The organism is Streptococcus sanguinis (assembly GCF_900475275.1).
GTDB lineage: Bacteria > Bacillota > Bacilli > Lactobacillales > Streptococcaceae > Streptococcus > Streptococcus sanguinis_N.
This window is the reverse complement of the sequence record NZ_LS483364.1, coordinates 2,088,537-2,105,907: the sequence shown is the minus strand read 5'-3', so window position 1 is coordinate 2,105,907 and position 17,371 is coordinate 2,088,537. Positions and strand designations below refer to the sequence as shown.

At 38.8% G+C, this 17,371-nt stretch carries 13 protein-coding genes; 9 read left to right on the top strand and 4 right to left on the bottom strand.

Going from position 1 to position 17,371, the window contains the following annotated elements; genetic code table 11:
• The first annotated feature begins 266 nt into the window (after positions 1 to 266).
• The 7 genes from DQM55_RS10425 (at position 267) to dtd (ending at position 12,825) form a co-directional block, all read left to right on the top strand.
• On the top strand, positions 267 to 749 hold the full coding sequence (locus DQM55_RS10425) for a type VII secretion EssA family protein (protein WP_002916155.1): 483 nt from the start codon (positions 267 to 269) through the stop codon (positions 747 to 749).
• Positions 718 to 972, top strand: a complete 255-nt coding sequence (locus DQM55_RS10420; RefSeq protein ID WP_002916152.1) for a hypothetical protein — start codon at positions 718 to 720, stop codon at positions 970 to 972. The genes DQM55_RS10425 and DQM55_RS10420 overlap by 32 nt, the downstream gene beginning before the upstream one ends.
• Positions 965 to 2,101 carry a type VII secretion protein EssB gene (gene essB / locus DQM55_RS10415; RefSeq protein ID WP_002916150.1) on the top strand — a complete coding sequence of 379 codons (1,137 nt, stop codon included), beginning with the start codon at positions 965 to 967 and terminating at the stop codon, positions 2,099 to 2,101. The genes DQM55_RS10420 and essB overlap by 8 nt, the downstream gene beginning before the upstream one ends.
• Positions 2,094 to 6,530 carry a type VII secretion protein EssC gene (gene essC, locus DQM55_RS10410; protein ID WP_111676659.1) on the top strand — a complete coding sequence of 1,479 codons (4,437 nt, stop codon included), beginning with the start codon at positions 2,094 to 2,096 and terminating at the stop codon, positions 6,528 to 6,530. The genes essB and essC overlap by 8 nt, the downstream gene beginning before the upstream one ends.
• Positions 6,531 to 6,686: 156 nt before the next feature.
• A complete protein-coding gene (gene esaA / locus DQM55_RS10405; RefSeq protein WP_111676657.1) occupies positions 6,687 to 9,431 on the top strand; it encodes a type VII secretion protein EsaA in 2,745 nt (914 codons plus the stop codon).
• Positions 9,432 to 10,093: 662 nt separating this feature from the next.
• Positions 10,094 to 12,313 (top strand): RelA/SpoT family protein, encoded by a 2,220-nt coding sequence (locus DQM55_RS10400; protein ID WP_111676655.1) that lies wholly within the window; start codon positions 10,094 to 10,096, stop codon positions 12,311 to 12,313.
• A gap of 68 nt (positions 12,314 to 12,381) precedes the next feature.
• Entirely contained in the window at positions 12,382 to 12,825 is a 444-nt protein-coding gene (dtd, locus tag DQM55_RS10395; protein WP_111676653.1) for a D-aminoacyl-tRNA deacylase, read from the top strand.
• A gap of 92 nt (positions 12,826 to 12,917) precedes the next feature.
• Here the strand turns inward: dtd and DQM55_RS10390 are convergent, their stop codons facing one another.
• Complete coding sequence (locus tag DQM55_RS10390; RefSeq protein WP_111676651.1) at positions 12,918 to 13,715, bottom strand: DUF4037 domain-containing protein; 798 nt, start codon at positions 13,713 to 13,715, stop codon at positions 12,918 to 12,920.
• A gap of 470 nt (positions 13,716 to 14,185) precedes the next feature.
• Here DQM55_RS10390 and DQM55_RS10380 point away from each other — a divergent pair, with 470 nt between their 5' ends.
• Entirely contained in the window at positions 14,186 to 14,800 is a 615-nt protein-coding gene (locus DQM55_RS10380) for a CPBP family intramembrane glutamic endopeptidase (RefSeq protein WP_002911124.1), read from the top strand.
• A gap of 113 nt (positions 14,801 to 14,913) precedes the next feature.
• On the opposite strand, the gene DQM55_RS10375 is transcribed toward DQM55_RS10380, so the two are convergent.
• The 3 genes from DQM55_RS10375 to DQM55_RS10365 all read right to left on the bottom strand — a co-directional run bounded on the left by DQM55_RS10375 (position 14,914) and on the right by DQM55_RS10365 (position 16,545).
• A complete protein-coding gene (locus DQM55_RS10375; RefSeq protein ID WP_111676649.1) occupies positions 14,914 to 15,339 on the bottom strand; it encodes an EVE domain-containing protein in 426 nt (141 codons plus the stop codon).
• Positions 15,332 to 15,793, bottom strand: a complete 462-nt coding sequence (locus tag DQM55_RS10370; protein WP_111676963.1) for a MarR family winged helix-turn-helix transcriptional regulator — start codon at positions 15,791 to 15,793, stop codon at positions 15,332 to 15,334. The genes DQM55_RS10375 and DQM55_RS10370 overlap by 8 nt, the downstream gene beginning before the upstream one ends.
• 104 nt (positions 15,794 to 15,897) lie before the next feature.
• A complete protein-coding gene (locus DQM55_RS10365; RefSeq protein WP_002896686.1) occupies positions 15,898 to 16,545 on the bottom strand; it encodes a metal-dependent transcriptional regulator in 648 nt (215 codons plus the stop codon).
• A 138-nt stretch (positions 16,546 to 16,683) separates the two neighbouring features.
• On the opposite strand from DQM55_RS10365, the gene DQM55_RS10360 reads away from it, so the two are divergent.
• Entirely contained in the window at positions 16,684 to 17,136 is a 453-nt protein-coding gene (locus tag DQM55_RS10360) for a C39 family peptidase (protein WP_111676647.1), read from the top strand.
• The last annotated feature ends 235 nt before the right edge of the window (positions 17,137 to 17,371 follow it).

The following is a 17,371-nucleotide window of genomic DNA, read 5'->3' as shown; positions in this document are numbered from 1 at the left end:
GATTTAGAATTATATATCATAGCATCTAAAATAATTTAGGTGTTATTTTTTGTCACAACAGCATAATCTGCTTGTGAATAACTGTTTGAAAGTTTGAATATTAATACAATTCGTGATAAAATAAGACTAATCTTTGAATGAGACTAGTCAATATAAAATTTATTACAGATTTTTATGATAGGTAAATGTTGTTTAGGAATATTTATAACGTACTTATGGATGCTGAATATTTTTCTTAGTCTTTTAAGCTAGAAAGCAGAGATGAAATGTTGAAAAAATCAAGTCGAGTTTTAGTGATATTTTTATTGTTATTGTTTACTGGAAGTACTGTTTATGCTAAGGACGGCGAATTAGATTTAAAAACAGATTCGATAACACAAAAAAAGCAGCGTTCCCAAGGTAATGAAATTGAGCATATTTATGCACCTAATTTATTTATGGATAGAATAGAGCAAGAAGCGACGAAATCTAAAACTGATGCTCAGGAAATGCTTAAGACTGCAAACCAAGCTAATTTCAGTAAGAAAGAAGTTCGGAGTGGTGATGGACTCGACCTCCAAGTTTATCGACATGCTCTTTTTCAGAACTATCAGGTTTCTGACAGTATTATTGTAGACACAGAGGAATCAGGGGCCACAATGATATGGTCAATTCTTGGTGCAGTATTATTTATTGTAGCAATGATTTTAATTGGAATTTATTTAGGAAGGATTTTTCATGGGGGAAAAATATTTAAACGCAACAATTAGATATGAAGATAAGGAAATAGATATTCGGTTTTCTAAACTATTATCTTTACAGGGAGTAAAGATGTTAATGTGTTCAAACAATCTAGATAAAACATTATCTATTCATCAAAATAATTGGCATTTAGAGGTTCGAGGAAAACTTCTAAGAATAGAACAGCATAGAGCTTTAAAGGAATATCCATTAGGGGATGGAGATGTATTGGAGGTAATTATAAATGAGTGATAAAATTGAAATTAAATACAGTAAGGAAAAGGTCAAGGTTATTCTGCCAGCCAGCCATTTTTCTCGTCAAAAGTTATCTACAATTGAAAATTATGTGGATGCTGCCGTGACATTAGAAGATAATGGTTTTTTATCACTAATTTATGATAAGCCAAAATATTCTTATAGTCTTAAAGATCTTATTGCGGAAGAGATGACAGAAGTAAAGCGTTTGGAGTTGGCTCAGAAAATGGAGTCTTTGACATTCTCTGAGCATAATTTTAAGGTTTCTTATATCCATCCGAAAAATATATTTCTACAAGGAAGTGTTGTTAAGATTCTACATTTTGGTTTAGAAGGAATTATGAGTCCTATACCTTATACTTCAGAAACGTTTCTAATGAGCTACAAGGCTTTGGTTGTCTCTATTCTGCGACCAAAACTTGATTTTGAATTACTAATAGATGGTATAGCTGCAATAAGAGATTCATTGGTACAGGATATAGCTGCATGTAAGACATATGAAGAAGTAATAAAATATGTTAATGAAGCTTACGACAAAGCTTATCAGGAAGAAAAGAAAAAAAAGATAGTGGTTTCAAAACGGAGTTGGCGTATTTTTTCTATTGGAATGGGAATTTTTAGCGTTACAACTGTTGCTTTAGGAGCTTTTGCAGCATATTTTTATTTTTGGTCTATCCCTGTTCAGCGTGCGACAGTGGATGCACAGAGCCATTTTATTTCTAAGCATTATGACGATGTTGCCGACGATTTACAAAAATTTCAAGTAAATCGCTTAGGTAAAGAAGCAAAATATGTTTTAGCGTCTTCTTATGTTCATTTAGATAACTTGTCTGAGGAGCAGAAATCAAGCGTTTTAAACACAATCACTCCATCCAGCGAGGAAAATCTTTTAGATTATTGGATTTATCTTGGAAGGGGAGACTATAAAAAATCTCTAGATTTAGCTCAGAATATTGGGGATGATCAGTTGACCCTGCACGCTTATACTAATTTATATGAACAAACCCGTGAAGATAAGAATATGAAGGGTGCTAATAAACAAAAAAAATTAAGTGAATATCGCAAGGAAATAGAGGAGCTTTCTAAAAAACTAGGTGTAAAAGTAGGTGAAGAAAAAGATGAGTAGGGAAGACAAAAAATTTTTTCACAATACAGAAAAAGAACTGATTTCTAATAAAATTTCTGAGCAAATCAAAGTGGTTATATTTGGCAATCGACTTTCTTTACTCACTTTTATGGAAGGCGACAGTGCTGAAGTGCAAGGACTTTTTTTCAACGTGACTGATAGTAAGGTCTACTCTAATGGAAAAGAATTAACCAGAGGAAAAAATACTATTGAAAATAAGACTGTTTTTGTCCTTGAAGAAGAGAGTGACATTTCTGTTAGTTACATTTCTCCTCCAAATCAAGATTTTATTATTTCAAAAGAAAAAGAAGCAGATCTCCTTATTCACTCGAAAGCTTATGTTTTGTTTTCCAATGGTAAAGTTTATCTCTATCCAAATGGCAGTGTCTTCTATTTGAACGAGCAATTGATTTCTTCTGATATTATTTCTGAATTTAAAAAAGGAGATAGTATTTTTGTAGAGAACTATTTTATAGAGTTTTTAGAAAATCAATGGCAAATTTCATCGTTCTTTGAGAAAGCAAATTTCAATAGTCAAAGTGTCCTGTTGGAAGAGAAAAAGTCAATTTATCAATCTAATTTCCCAGTTTATCGTCGTAGTCCTCGAGTACTCCCCACGATATACGATAAACGTCAGAGAATAGAAAAACCTAAAAATCCCCCAACAAAACCTAAAAATGCTATTTGGCGAGCAATTGTTCCGCCTTTAGGTATGGTTGCTCTTTCTGGCTTGGTAGTTGTTCTAATGGGACGAAATGCCATTATGATGTTGAGTATGGGGGGCATGAGTGTTCTTACAGCTGCATTTTCAATTACGAGTTATTTTACTGATAAAAAAGAGTATAAACAAAAGAAGATAACAAGGGTAGAAGATTACGAGGCGTATTTATTAAAACAATTATCCACTCTACATAAGCATTATGCAGAGGAAAAGAATATTCTATTTTATCAGCAACCGAATATCAATACGTTAATTGATATGATTATGCGTTATGATGAACGTCTCTATGAACGCTTACCTTTTAATGAGGATTTTATGACTGTCTCGCTTGGCTTGGGAGATATTGATAGTCAGCTTCAAATTGATTATCAAACAGACTTTTTAACCAAAGACAAGCTAACAATTTTTTCTCAAGATTTGTTAAAGACTTATGAGAAACAAAAAGATGTTCCTGTTACAACAACACTTGCTCAGAATATTGTTGGGCTGGTTGCTCAACATGACATAGGTCAGTTGTTTATCCAGCAACTTTTATTGCAAGTTGCAGCTTTTCATTCTTATCACGATGTAATATTTGTTAATTTGACTTCGCAGGAAGATTATGATCAAATTTGGAAGAAATGGCGGTTTTTACCTCATTTTCTGTTACCAATGATTAATGTTCGTGGTTTTGTACATGATGATCGTACGAAAGATGCTGTACTTACAAGTCTTTATCAAGTATTACAGTCTCGCATTCAAGACAAGGAACAGAAGGAAAGAACCTTTTTACCTCAGATTGTGATAGTCATTTCAGATGATCGCTTGTTGTCTGGTCATGCTATCAACGAAAGTCTTTCACGAGCAGATTTGGCTTCTTTTGGAGTAACTGTTATTTGGGTAAAAGAAAGTCGTCGTCAATTACCTGAAACGGTAACCACGCTTATTGATTTAAAGAATGGAGATACAGCTACTTTAATCAATAATAGAGGAATATATGTAAACCAAGTTTTTACTCCGTATCCGTTGATAGATGATTATGAAGGTGCTGTTCGTAGTTTAAGTAATCTAGTTCATGAGGAAACTCAAAAAAATGCACTTCCTGATGCAATTACATTCTTAGAATTGTATAATGTGGAACAGGTTGGAGACTTGAATATTTCTAGCCGATGGGCTCGAGGAGATACATCGAAGAGCCTTGCTGTTCCACTTGGGGTTCGAGGGAAAGATGATATTGTCTACTTGAACTTACATGAGCGCGCTCATGGTCCCCACGGTCTTGTTGCCGGGACAACAGGATCGGGTAAGTCGGAGATATTACAATCTTACATTTTATCGCTAGCATTAAACTTTAGTCCAGAAGATATTGGTTTTCTCCCAATAGACTTTAAAGGTGGAGGGATGGCAAATTTATTTAAAGATTTGCCACATTTGATGGGCGTTATCACAAACTTAGATGGAGCAGGAATCCAACGCGCGTTAGCTTCCATTAGAGCAGAGTTGCAAAAGCGTCAACGCCTATTTGGTAGATTTGGGGTCAATCATATTAATGGATATACAAAATTATACAAGGAAGGTCGCTCTGGAATAGAGGGAGATTTCCCTACTGAGCCGCTTCCACATCTATTTTTGATCTCGGATGAGTTTGCTGAGTTGAAGCAAAATGAACCTGAGTTTATGACAGAACTTGTAACAACAGCGCGTATTGGACGTTCCCTAGGGATTCATTTGATTCTAGCTACTCAAAAGCCTTCAGGAGTTGTTAATGATCAAATTTGGTCTAATTCTCGATTTAAGTTGGCACTCAAAGTGGCGGAAAAAGCGGATTCAAATGAGATTATAAAAACACCAGATGCTGCAAGTATTACTCAGCCAGGTCGTGCCTATTTACAAGTTGGGAATAATGAAATATATGAACTCTTTCAATCAGCATGGAGTGGAGCACGATATGCACCAACAGTGAAAGCTCGTAGTGAAGAAGTTGACAATCGGCTTTGGATAATCAATGAGCTGGGGCAGTATGAACTCGCTACTACAGATTTGTCTTACTTGGAAGAGACGGTCAGCACAGATGCTAATACTGATGAGACTGAACTAGATGCTGTTGTGGAATATATTGCTCAACACGCAAAGAATGTAGACCTTTGTATACCAGCTAAGCCATGGTTACCTCCGCTTGATGAAGATATTACGTCACCGGTTTTAACTACGAAATGGACAGAGAAGAAACTTCACAAAGCTCCTTTTGCTCTAATGGATATTCCTTCAGAGCAGGATCAGCGGATGCTAGAGTTTGATTTAGAAGAGTTTAGTCACAGTATCATTTATGCTTCCCCAGGGTTTGGGAAATCTCAAGCACTTCAGACGCTAGTTATGAATTTTGCTCGGCTTAATAGACCAGATCAAATGCAATTTAACCTGTTTGATTTTGGAACGAATGGACTGTTTCCTCTGAAAGGTTTACCGCATGTGGCAGATATTGCTACTCTAGATGATGCCGAAAAGCTATTGAAGCTCCTTAAGAGTTTACAAAAAGAAATACAAAAACGCCGTGATTTATTGGCGGAATATGGAGTTACTTCTATTGAACAGTATGAGCAGAAGACAGGTCAGTATTTACCATTCATTTTAAATATTGTTGACTCTTATGATACTGTACGTGATCATCCACTCGAAAGTTCTGTTGAATCCGCTTTTCATCAGGTGTTACGTGAGGGCGCAAGCTTAGGTATCTATTTGATAGCAACAGTTCTTCGGAACACTACTATGAAGTTAAGTATGCGAAGTAATTTTGCTACACAGTTTGTTTTGTATTTGGTCGACAAGGATTCTAAAAAAGATCTTATTGGTTTTGATGCTCTAGCTGATCAAGTAATTCCTGGTCGTGGTCAGATTAGATTTGAAGAACCTATTCGTTTTCAAGTATACCTTGCAACAGAAGGAAGTTCCAATCTTGAAAGACTGCAGAGTTTAGAAAACGCTATTGAGGTAATGGATAAGTTATGGGATGGCCCTAGACCAGAAGCTGTTCCAATGCTGGCTAATGAAATTACTTTTGAGCAATTTGAAAATGATGTAGCTGTCCAAGAGGAACGGCAAAAATACAATATTCCAATTGGATATGATAAGGAAACAACGTTGGTTCGCTCTATCGAACCAATGAACTATGAATTTATTCTTCTCATGGATGATACTCCTTCTCAAACATATAGTATTGAGCGTACGATATTATCTGCTTTTTCAGAGTTTTCTGGGAAAGTTGATCGCGTAGTGGTTGATACTGATGGACGTTTTGTTGGTATGAATGAACACTTTGATACTAGAATTGAGGAGGCGAATATTAGCCAATTCCTTGGTGAACTATTAGGCATTATTCAGTCTGGTAAGCGTAGAGAGCAACCAATGTTTGTTTATCTTCCAGATATAAACTTAGCTGGTGATAAGATTGTACTGATGGATAAAGATGTAAATACTTTGTTCACAAAATCTTCGTCGGTCAACATTCATTTGATTTTCCATGGTTATCAAAGTGGCATAGTTAGCAAATTCACACCGTTCTTCAAACGGCTTCGCCAAAATGTTCCAATGGGAACGTTTGGTACCATCTTTAACGAACAGAAAGTTGTGCCTGGTCGTACTCAATACAATGAACCATTGGTTGAACTTAATGAAACACAGTTCTTCGTTGGTAGAAGTGTTCATCGTTTGAGAATTCCGCAAGAAAAATAGGTACATAAAGCTTCCATAATAATTTCTGAATATGCTATAATAGAAGAAATCCTACTATTTGTAATAATTATAATGATTGTAGGATGTATATTATCATGAATAAATTATAAATATTTTGATGATAATGTTAAAATCAATTTAGGAGAAAAATCCATAATGGGTATAAAAAAAGGAAAAAATCACTTGCTTAGGAAAGTCTTGGCTATTTTATGTATAGTAATTACTGCAGGACTTCTTATCTATATGGGACAGTCAGATAGCCTTTCTTTTGTTCTAGGGACTAAAGAGAAGACGCATCTTCGTATTGGGATTGTAAATCAAGACGAAGGCGAACAGTTAAATAGCGCTCAATATAATTTTGGAGATGATTTTACAAAATTACTAGCGAAAGATGAGAGAAAAAAGGCAAGTTGGAAAGTCATGTCTAGGGATCAGGCGGAGAGTCAGTACAAAGACAATTCCCTTGAAGCTATCATTTACATTCCTAAAGATTTTTCACACAATATATTGCAGTTATCTAGTTTTAATCCTGAAAAGGCTAAAATTACATATAAAGTAAAAGATTCTGTAAAAAAAGAACAGTCGCTTGAGATGGCTCAGCAGGTTGGAGATTATGTTAATAGCTTGAATCAGAAAACAATTCGCCTGTACTTTACAAGTGTCATTAATAACCTTGATGATGCAAAACTTCAGATGAATACAATCGTTGGTGATGAGTCGGATATCTACGATTCTTTGTCTACTTCAATTGTTCAACCCGCTGATAGGAGTATCAAATCAATAGATTCGATCCCTTCAATTGCAGAGAGTGTTCAGTCCTCTAATAGATCATTTGAGCAAGCAACATCAAATTTCAAAACTTCAACTTCTGATTTATTAAAAAGAAATGCTGAATCTTTAATGGGTCAAACAGATCCAATTTTAAAGTATAAGCAAGTTCAATCACAAGTTGCTAACCATAATGCTCAGGTGGCAGGAAACTCCGTTAAGAATCAATATGATAAAGATAACAAATTATATCTTGACCTTTATAAAAATTCAATAAGTTATTTACATCTTTTTGGGAATACAGAAGCACCTACTGAGCCAAATGAACCAGATTCTTATTTGCTTCGTTTAGCTAAGCACATAGAAAGTTATAATGATAAAATAAATCATTCTCAAGAGCAGATTGAGCAATCTCAAAAGGAACTGGAGTCTATTAAAAACTCACTTGAGGGTTCTCGTGACCAAATTTCTCAGAATTATTTTAACGGGGTGCAGGTTGATACAAGTTCTTTGGGAGAAGATAAAGATGCGATTTTAAAAGCTGTTAGTGATGGTGTGGATAAAGATAATGTGAGGCAGGCGCTGGCCAAACAGGTTGTTAATACTTTATCAGATTCAGATGAGTTGCCTGGAGATTATACTAATTATGTAAATAGTACAATTGCTTCTATTAGTGTTAATTCTGGGGATTACGCGACCTTATTTAATAAACTAAAAGAGTTTGGGGCTTTAACAGATGACCAAATTGCTTCTTATTATGCAAAATTAAACTTGTTAGCTAGCTATGCTAGTGTTAAAGGTGCTACTACTGGCTCAATGCCAGGCTATACTTTTATAACGGTAGCCAATGATTCTTTGCCGTCAACAGATGCAAAAACAGTTACAATGGAGCATGTTTACCCTGAGATGACTTCTGAAGGAAATGGGGGTAATAAATATACTGCAACTACTATCCGTGTGACGAATATACAGGTTCAAGGGGCTCAGGGAGCTACGGTAGTTCCAAGTGTTGATAGTATTTCTGAACCTACTAGTCTCCAACTGCAAATTCAGCTTTCTCCTAATTATGGTCTCAATACGGTTGCATTTGAGCTTGAGATTGGTAGTGAGAGAATACCTTTACAATACAGTTTCTTTTATGATAACAATAAGGGAAATGATGCATTAATTAAGACAGATTTGTCTAATATTTTTGAACAACTATCTAGAATTGATACCGCGGCAGCTACGATTAAGAACCTATATGGAAGCCCATCTTCGTCCTACGATATTGATATTGCTAATCCAGCAAGTAACTCAGTTGCAAAGATGTATGGGAATATTTCGCCATCGTCTGTAGCGGATAAACTACAACCAGAAGATGTGGACCAATATCGACAGTCAGGGATTGAATTATATGTTAAGTTAAGTGCAGAGATAAATCGACTTCAGAAAAATACTGCTTCTCTTCCACAACTGACAAAAGAAGAATTACCGAATGATTATTTTGCTGCAATTGTTGGAGAACTATCTGATTGGCATCAACAAGCTGTTGACGATCTAAATAAACAATATGAAGAGTGGAAGAAAAATAGTCCAGAACTTCTGGAAGTTTCTCCAACAAGTTCTAGTGATAGTTTATCTAATAATAGACTTTATACAACTGATGATAGTAGTAATGGCCTGCTAGATATTGTTACAAAGCTTGCATCTAGTACTCGAAATACATCTGATACAATCGCCTCTAATGGAAATGCAATCGGATCTATGGATACGCAATTTAACACTTTAGCAGAGCAAGCTAAAAGGGTCCAAGGAGAAGTGAAGGAAGTTCACCAACAAACAGAGTCGCTTATTAAGAATCAGGCCAAAAATATTGAAGATAGTACTGATTTTAATAAGAACTTTCAAGGAGTATTATCGAATGCTCGTTCAAACGGAACGGATAACCAAGCTGTTTTGAATTTCTTATCCAATCCTGTTGTAACTGAAAAAACAAGCCAATCTGGTGTTTTATCAAATACTCCAATATGGGTTTACTTACTCGTAATCTTACTTTTAACCAACATTGCTACGGGTCTGACAATTAGAGAGTATGCTCATAGAAAGAAAGAGAAGACGGTTGAAAAAGAAGAAGAGGAACAATTTGAATAGGTAGAATCTTAGCAATAGAAATGCTACTGGAAGTTGTAGAAAGCAATGATGAAACCAGTTTTAATATTGTGTATATCATCTATACTTAGCTTCGTTTATTCTAATAGATCTTAAATTATTGGATAAGGCTGTGATAGAAATGTCACAGCCTTATTTTGAATAGATAAGTAAAAGTATAGAAACCTAATCTCAAGATTAAAGCGACAACATAAAAAATGAGAATTGAGGCTCAAATAGCTGTTTTTAATGATTTCTCAAACAATTTTAATAAATTTTTAAACAGACTGCTGCTTGAAATATTAACTAGGTGGACTAAATAAATATTTCTTATAGATTTTATAAAGAATGCTGTTTACCTTTCAAATTTTGAGATCAACTTCCCTTTTTGCTTCAAGAATTGAAGAGGTGCTATTCAGCTATTATCCATTTCAAAATTTTAGGGTGGAGTAGTTTTGGGCTCTATGTTTCTTTGCTTGGGTTTTGCTCAACAATTAGTATAAAATATAGCTGTTTTTTTAGTTTTAGGAGGCTAACTTCAGTTTAGATCTTACTACCTATTATTGATTCCACTTTTTTGTACTAAAACAAACACAGAACCGTCTTCTAGGTTTTCATATTGGGCTAAAAGTGATAAAATAGTAGGCAGGAATTGGAGAGACGAGATGCCAAAAGAAGTGAATTTGACGGGCGATCAGGTATTGGCCCTTACTAGAAAATATCTGGCTGCGGAGGATGTGGTCTTTATACAGAAAGCTTTGATCTATGCGATTGACTGTCACAGTGGGCAGTTTCGGAGGTCAGGTGAGCCTTATATTGTGCATCCTATTCAGGTGGCAGGGATTTTGGCCACGCTCAAGCTAGATGCGGTAACGGTCGCCTGCGGCTTCCTGCATGATGTGGTCGAGGATACCCGTGCGACGCTGGATGATTTGGAAAGAGAGTTTGGGACGGATGTACGCGTGATCGTAGATGGGGTTACCAAGCTGGGTAAGGTCAAGTACAAATCCCACGAGGAGCAGCTGGCAGAAAATCACCGTAAGATGCTGATGGCCATGTCGGAGGATATCCGGGTTATTTTGGTCAAGCTGGCAGACCGTCTCCACAATATGCGGACGCTCAAGCATCTGCGCAAGGATAAGCAGGAGCGGATTTCCCGAGAAACAATGGAAATCTACGCCCCCTTGGCTCACCGCCTGGGGATTTCCAGTGTCAAGTGGGAGCTGGAAGATTTGTCCTTCCGTTATCTCAATGAAGTGGAATTTTACAAAATTTCCCACATGATGAAGGAGAAGCGTCGGGAGCGTGAAGAACTGGTAGAAGAGGTGGTTCAGAAGATTGAGACCTATGCTGGCGAGCGCAATCTGCACGGCAAGATTTATGGCCGGCCCAAGCATATCTACTCGATCTATCGCAAGATGCAGGACAAGAAGAAGCGTTTTGATGAGATTTATGATCTGATCGCCATTCGCTGTATCTTGGATACTCAAAGTGATGTTTATGCTATGCTGGGCTACATTCATGAGCTTTGGCGGCCGATGCCGGGGCGGTTCAAGGATTATATTGCTAACCGCAAGGCCAATGGCTACCAGTCTATCCATACGACCGTTTATGGACCCAAAGGTCCGATTGAGTTTCAGATTCGGACCAAGGAAATGCATGAGGTCGCTGAGTATGGGGTTGCAGCCCACTGGGCTTACAAGAAAGGTGTCAAGGGTCAGGTAGACAGCAAAGAATCAGCCATCGGGATGAACTGGATCAAGGAGCTGATGGAGCTGCAAGACCAGTCTAACAATGCCAAGGATTTCGTTGACTCGGTCAAGGAGAGCTATCTAGCTGAGGAAATCTACGTCTTCACACCGGATGGAGCAGTGCGTTCTCTGCCTAAGGACTCGGGTCCCATTGACTTTGCCTATGAGATCCATACTAAGGTCGGTGAGAAAGCCACAGGAGCCAAGGTCAATGGCCGCATGGTTCCTCTGACAACCAAGCTCAGGACAGGTGATCAGGTGGAAATCATCACCAACGCTAACTCCTTCGGACCGAGCCGCGACTGGCTCAATATTGTCAAGACCAGCAAGGCCAGAAATAAAATCCGTCAGTTCTTTAAAAATCAAGACAAGGAGCTGTCTATCTCCAAAGGGCGGGAGCTCTTGCAGGCTCAATTCCAGGAGCATGGCTATGTAGCTAATAAGTACATGGACAAGAAGCACATGGAAGAAGTGCTGCAGAAGACAAGTTATAAGACTGAAGAGGCGCTTTTTGCGGCGATTGGCTTCGGTGAGATTGGTGCCATTAGTATTTTCAACCGTTTGACAGAAAAAGAGCGTCGTGAGGAAGAGCGGGCCAAGGCCAGAGCAGAAGCGGAGGAATTGGTCAAGGGCGGCGAAGTCAAGGTCGAAAACAAAAAAGACACTCTCAAGGTTAAGCACGAAGGTGGTGTAGTCATTCAGGGGGCGTCTGGTCTCCTCATCCGGATTGCCAAGTGCTGTAATCCTGTACCGGGTGATGATATTGTCGGCTATATTACCAAAGGGCGCGGTGTAGCCATTCACCGGCAGGACTGCATGAATCTCAAGGCCCAGGAAAATTACGAGCAGCGGCTGATTGATGTGGAATGGGAAGACAACAATACGACCAAAGAGTACACGGCTCACATTGATATTTACGGTCTCAACCGGTCTGGCCTCCTCAACGATGTGTTGCAGGTTCTGTCTAATACCACCAAAAACATTTCAACAGTTAATGCTCAACCGACCAAGGATATGAAATTTGCTAATATCCACGTTTCTTTTGGTATTGCTAATCTGTCCATGCTGACGACGGTGGTGGATAAGATCAAGAGCGTGCCAGAAGTCTACTCGGTCAAGCGGACCAATGGTTGATCCATTTCGGAAATCATTATCGAGCTGTAAGTTACCCTTGGTGACTTGCTTAAATCAAAGGAAAAGATATGAAAATAGTGATTCAGCGCGTGAAACGTGCTCAGGTCAGCATTGACCAGCAGCTGCGCAGCAGTATTGGACAAGGTCTCCTGCTCCTAGTAGGCGTAGGGCCTGACGATAGTCAAGAGGATATGGATTATGCAGTCAGGAAGATTGTCAATATGCGGATTTTTTCCGATGCTGAGGGCAAGATGAACTTGTCTATCAAGGACATTGGCGGAGAAGTTTTGTCGATTTCTCAATTCACTCTGCATGCAGATACCAAAAAGGGTAATCGGCCAGCCTTTGTCAAGGCTGCTCCGCCAGAGATGGCTAGTAATTTTTATGATGCCTTTAATCTTGCCTTGCAGCAGGAGGTGCCAACTCGGACGGGGATTTTTGGGGCAGACATGCAGGTAGAACTAGTTAATGATGGTCCAGTAACCATTATCTTGGATACGAAGAATCGCTGAGAAGAAGTATGAAAAGGAGTTTGAACACTAGTGTTCAAACTCCTAATTTTTTTGCTTCTGTAGCAATGAATGTATAATTTCCTACAACATTTCTAAAAACCATCAATCATTTCTTGAGGAATGATTTCTTTGATGGTCGTCACTAGCTGATTGATAAGCTTTATGGCTTCAGCGGGCTCAGTGTAGAGTTTTTGAAAATAGGTCTGTATATGTTCTTCGAAATGCTGAGGTAATAGTAGGCAGTTGGTTTTTGCAAACTCCAGCATTCTCTTTTCTCCAGGGTGAGTCTGTTCGTTTAGGGCGAAGAGCAAGTCAAAATAGGAAGCAAAAAATTCACTGCTGCGGTGATTGATGCTGAGCAGATCCTGACGCTTGAGCGCTTTTTCTATTTGTTTGGAGAAAGCTGGCATGGCTTGATCGAGTAAGAGGAGCTGCTTCTTGATAATATTCTTTTTCAGCTCAGCTGGATAAGGTCGTCTGTACTTGTTCTGAAGTGCCTCATAGCGACCATTTCGGTCGTAGATGATTTTACTGTGAAGCAGATTGTGCCACATACAGGTGGTATAGGCATTCTGGGCTTGGTGGTCTAGGACTACAGTCTGGAGGTCTTTATCAAAGCTATCCAGTGTACGGTAAATGAGCTCAATTTCGATCTTGCTCTTTAGCACACAGTCATCCTCTAGTTCCCAAAACTGATTGCCGATTTCCATGTAAGAGCAGTACTTGCTGAGGATATCGCGTCGAGTCAGGGGAGCAATGGAATCTGTCAAGTAGATATAAACATCATAGTCTGAGTCTTTGTCAAAATGCTGTCCAGCACGAGAGCCACCGAGAACAATAGCTTCCACTTGATCTAGCTGGGCAAATTCTTTAAAAAGTTGTTGTGGCATAATTTATCCTCGCTGATTTTTGACATCATTGTAGCAAAATGTAAGCGGGTTGGCAAGAAGGAAAAAACAGCTTTTGGCATGGTACTGAGTTTGAAAAATTGAGACTCCGAGGGGGATGAAGTGGATAAGCAGGAGCTGGGAGTATTTGACTAAAAAGAAAATTATCTAGGATAGATAGGCTGAAAATTTGACTTTGTGTTATAAAGTTTTAGGTTTTTTCCTTCCTTGAACTCATCGCCTTATTTTTATCTGCAACTTTTCTTAGATTTTGAGATAGGCCTTTAAAGAGTTTTTTGACATCATTTAGTCCAAAAATGAGAAGCATAGTAAGCAAGTGGAAGTGGCAATAATCTTTGATTGTTTATGTTTATGATTTCTTTCATTCTTTAGAAATATTTTAGAATTACTTTATAAATTCTTGAAGTTTGTCTTGTATAATCATATTAAAGAAAAGAAAGGAGTCTCTTATCATGGAAAATCTAGTTCAACAGATGCTGAATGCTCTGATTCAAATTGCTTTGTTTGCTTTTCTTCCTTTTGTTTGGTGGTTGATAAGTGCTAGAAGAAAAAGTCCATTTTTAGAATGGCTTGGCTTAAAACCACTAAAAGATGCTGGCAGCCGAAAGATCTGGCTGTGGATTTTGTTGGGTTCGCTATCTTTCTTGCTTCTTTCATTTTTGCTAGTATATCCTGCTGTAAAAAATCTGGATACAGCGACTTCGAATTTCTCAGGCCTAGGCTTCCAAGCCTTGCCAGCTGTTCTGATTTATGGTATTTTTCAAACTTCTCTGTCGGAAGAACTGCTATTCAGAGGTTTTCTTTTAAAGAGATTGGCTAGTCGCTTATCCTTTGTGGTAGCCAACACCATACAAGCTGCTCTTTTTGGTCTGCTCCATGGCTTAATGTCTATAACAGTGCTCTCTTGGCAGCAAACCCTGCTCATCATTTTGTGTACGGGTGGCATCGCGGCTTATATGGGCTTTGTCAATGAAAAGAAATCCGATGGCTCCATTTTAGCTAGCTGGATTATACATGCTTTAGTAAATGTGATTACGGGTAGTTTATTTGCTTTTATGCTGATTTGATAAATCGATAATTTCACTTCAAATCAAAAAGTTCCGATTTTCCTTGAGAATCGGAACTTTAGATTTAATGACAGGTGAGTAAAGGTTTAGGTGTAAGTCAAACGAAGCTGCTTTTACTGATTTGCATGGCTGGCCAGTTTCATTTGCTCAAAAACATAAAGGAAAAAGTCTTTCGAAACTTCGAAATGTCCGTATCTTATCTGAGAAGCATATTGGCGCCACTGAGGATGTTGTCGGACTTGCTCAATGGGGCAGTCTTTGACAGGCTGGTAGTAGCTGACATCTCGCCGAAATGGGACAAAGCCTTCAAACATCTCTACTTGGTAGGCAGTGTCATCTAGAATCTTGCCAACTGCTGTAAAGGCCTGCAGCTTTTCCTGACCATTCAGCTGATACTTGGGGCTGTAGTACAGAAGATAGTCCCCCTTTTTCATTCGGTTCAGCGGTGCTTTCTTACCATGGCAGACTTGGCAAAATCCACCTTCTACACCTCTTAGTACATGTTCTTTTGATACGACACCAATCCAAAATCTAGTCATTTTCTGCCTCCAGTTTGATTAAGAGTTGGTTTAATGTTTCTGTATTATTTTCTAATTTTCCAAAGAACGCCTGATCAATGCCCTCTACTAGAGGGAGGGCTTGGTTGACCTTTTGCAGCCCCGTATCCGTTAGAAGTATGATGTTGGCACGGCTGTCCTTGGGATGGACTTCCCGCATTATCAATTCTTTCTTGACCAAGAGGCGGATGATTTGGGATACGGTCATAACATCCATGTCAGAAAATTGTGCAATATGGGTCTGACTCACCCATTCTTGCTGACGCAGGAGTGCAGCAAGAGTGGTCAGAACGACAAACTGAGGATGGGTCAAATCAATCGTTCTCAGTTTGTTTTTTATCAGCCCATGCCACTTGTGGTAGGCACGGATAAAGAGCAGACCGGTTGATTTTTTGTATTCATCTTTGTAGATGGAGTTAAACTGCGATTTTTCCATTAGCTTTCCCTCTGGATTTTTATAAGTATACTTATTATATTCTGACATCTTATTTTTGTCAATAAAAACCCAGTTTAGACTAAAAAGTCCGAACTGGGTTCTGTTTATAGTTTTTCCACATAAATCTGCTGGGCAATCATAGGATTGATTTGGATTTCTTGGGTTTCTGTCTTGAGGAGATAAGCCTGAGCGAAAGAATCGTATTGGATGAAGGTGATGGTTTGGCCGATTTGCAGGTTATATTTTTCCAAGTATTTGAGCAAGTCAAAGTCGTCGTGTACGCGTTTGATGATATAGTCACCAGGGGCAGAAGCCTCTTCCAGAGTCAGTTGGTTTTCTTCGTCCAGAAGCTCTCCCTTGGCTGGGATGGTGCCTCCGTGAGGACAGGTCTTGGGGTACTGGAGCATGGCATCCAGACGCTCAACGAAACGCTCAGAAACAGTGTGCTCTAGGACTTCGGCTTCCTCATGGATTTCATCAGTCGAGTAGCCGAGATGGTTGACCAGAAAGACTTCAATCAGTCGGTGCTTACGGTAGAGGTCAGAAACTAGCCTTAGCCCCAAATCAGTCAGCAGGTAGCCGGCTTTTTTATCCTTGACCAGAAGTTCTTCCGCCAGCATTTTTTTCATCATTTCCGTCACAGCTGGAGGTGAAACCTGCATGAGCTGGGCGATTTCTTTATTGGTGATTTTTTTGTGGCGGCTGCCAATCTCATAGATACACTTGAGATAGTCTTCTTTATTTGGGGTCATCTTGCATCCTCGCTGAACTTTCTATCATTAGTATAACAAAAATCGCTGCAAGAATACAGTGTCTAAGCCTTTCTTTGATGTTTAGATTTTCTTCATTGTGATGGTCGCTGGGGCGGCAGGAAGTATGGTCCTTACAGCATGGATGCGACAGGATGTGTGACGACAACGCTAGCCATGGTTATTTCTGGGATTACTGGGACAGAAGTGCTTCCGACAACTGTTGCGGATTACCTATACAATAATACCAATGAATTTAATAAAGATGGATTTGGCACCAGCAGCCGTGGTATTGTCCGAGCTGCCCAGCACTGGGATCTGACGACTAAGACCCTGTTTACAGCTTCTGCAGTCAAAGAAGCGCTTTCGCAGGGGCATCATGTCCTAGGTGCCGTTGGTACTAGCATCTTTGCCCATTATCCAGTAACTCATGAGCTGGTTCTTAAAGGCTATGACAATGGAAAAACCTATGTCCGTGACCCTTATAATGCAGCTAATAATGGCTGGTATCCAGTAGACTATCTCTTTGGAGTCAAGAGTGTAGATCCGACGGATAATACTGAGGGCTCTCCCTTCATTGCCATCAAAGGATAAGAAATTCGTGAATAAGAAGACCGCTCGTTGCTTGACGGGCGGTTTTCTGCTTTCTATGACTAGTATGTTTATAATCGGTTAAGACTTTATCATTGGCAAGGTCAGTAAGCGTAAAATTCATTATACAATTATAGCTAGAGACACAGTTTTTTTGGAAGCGATGGAGATGAGATTCTATTTTTGGACATATTTGCGATAAATGTTCTCAAAAAAACATGTAAATAGTTTGACAAAC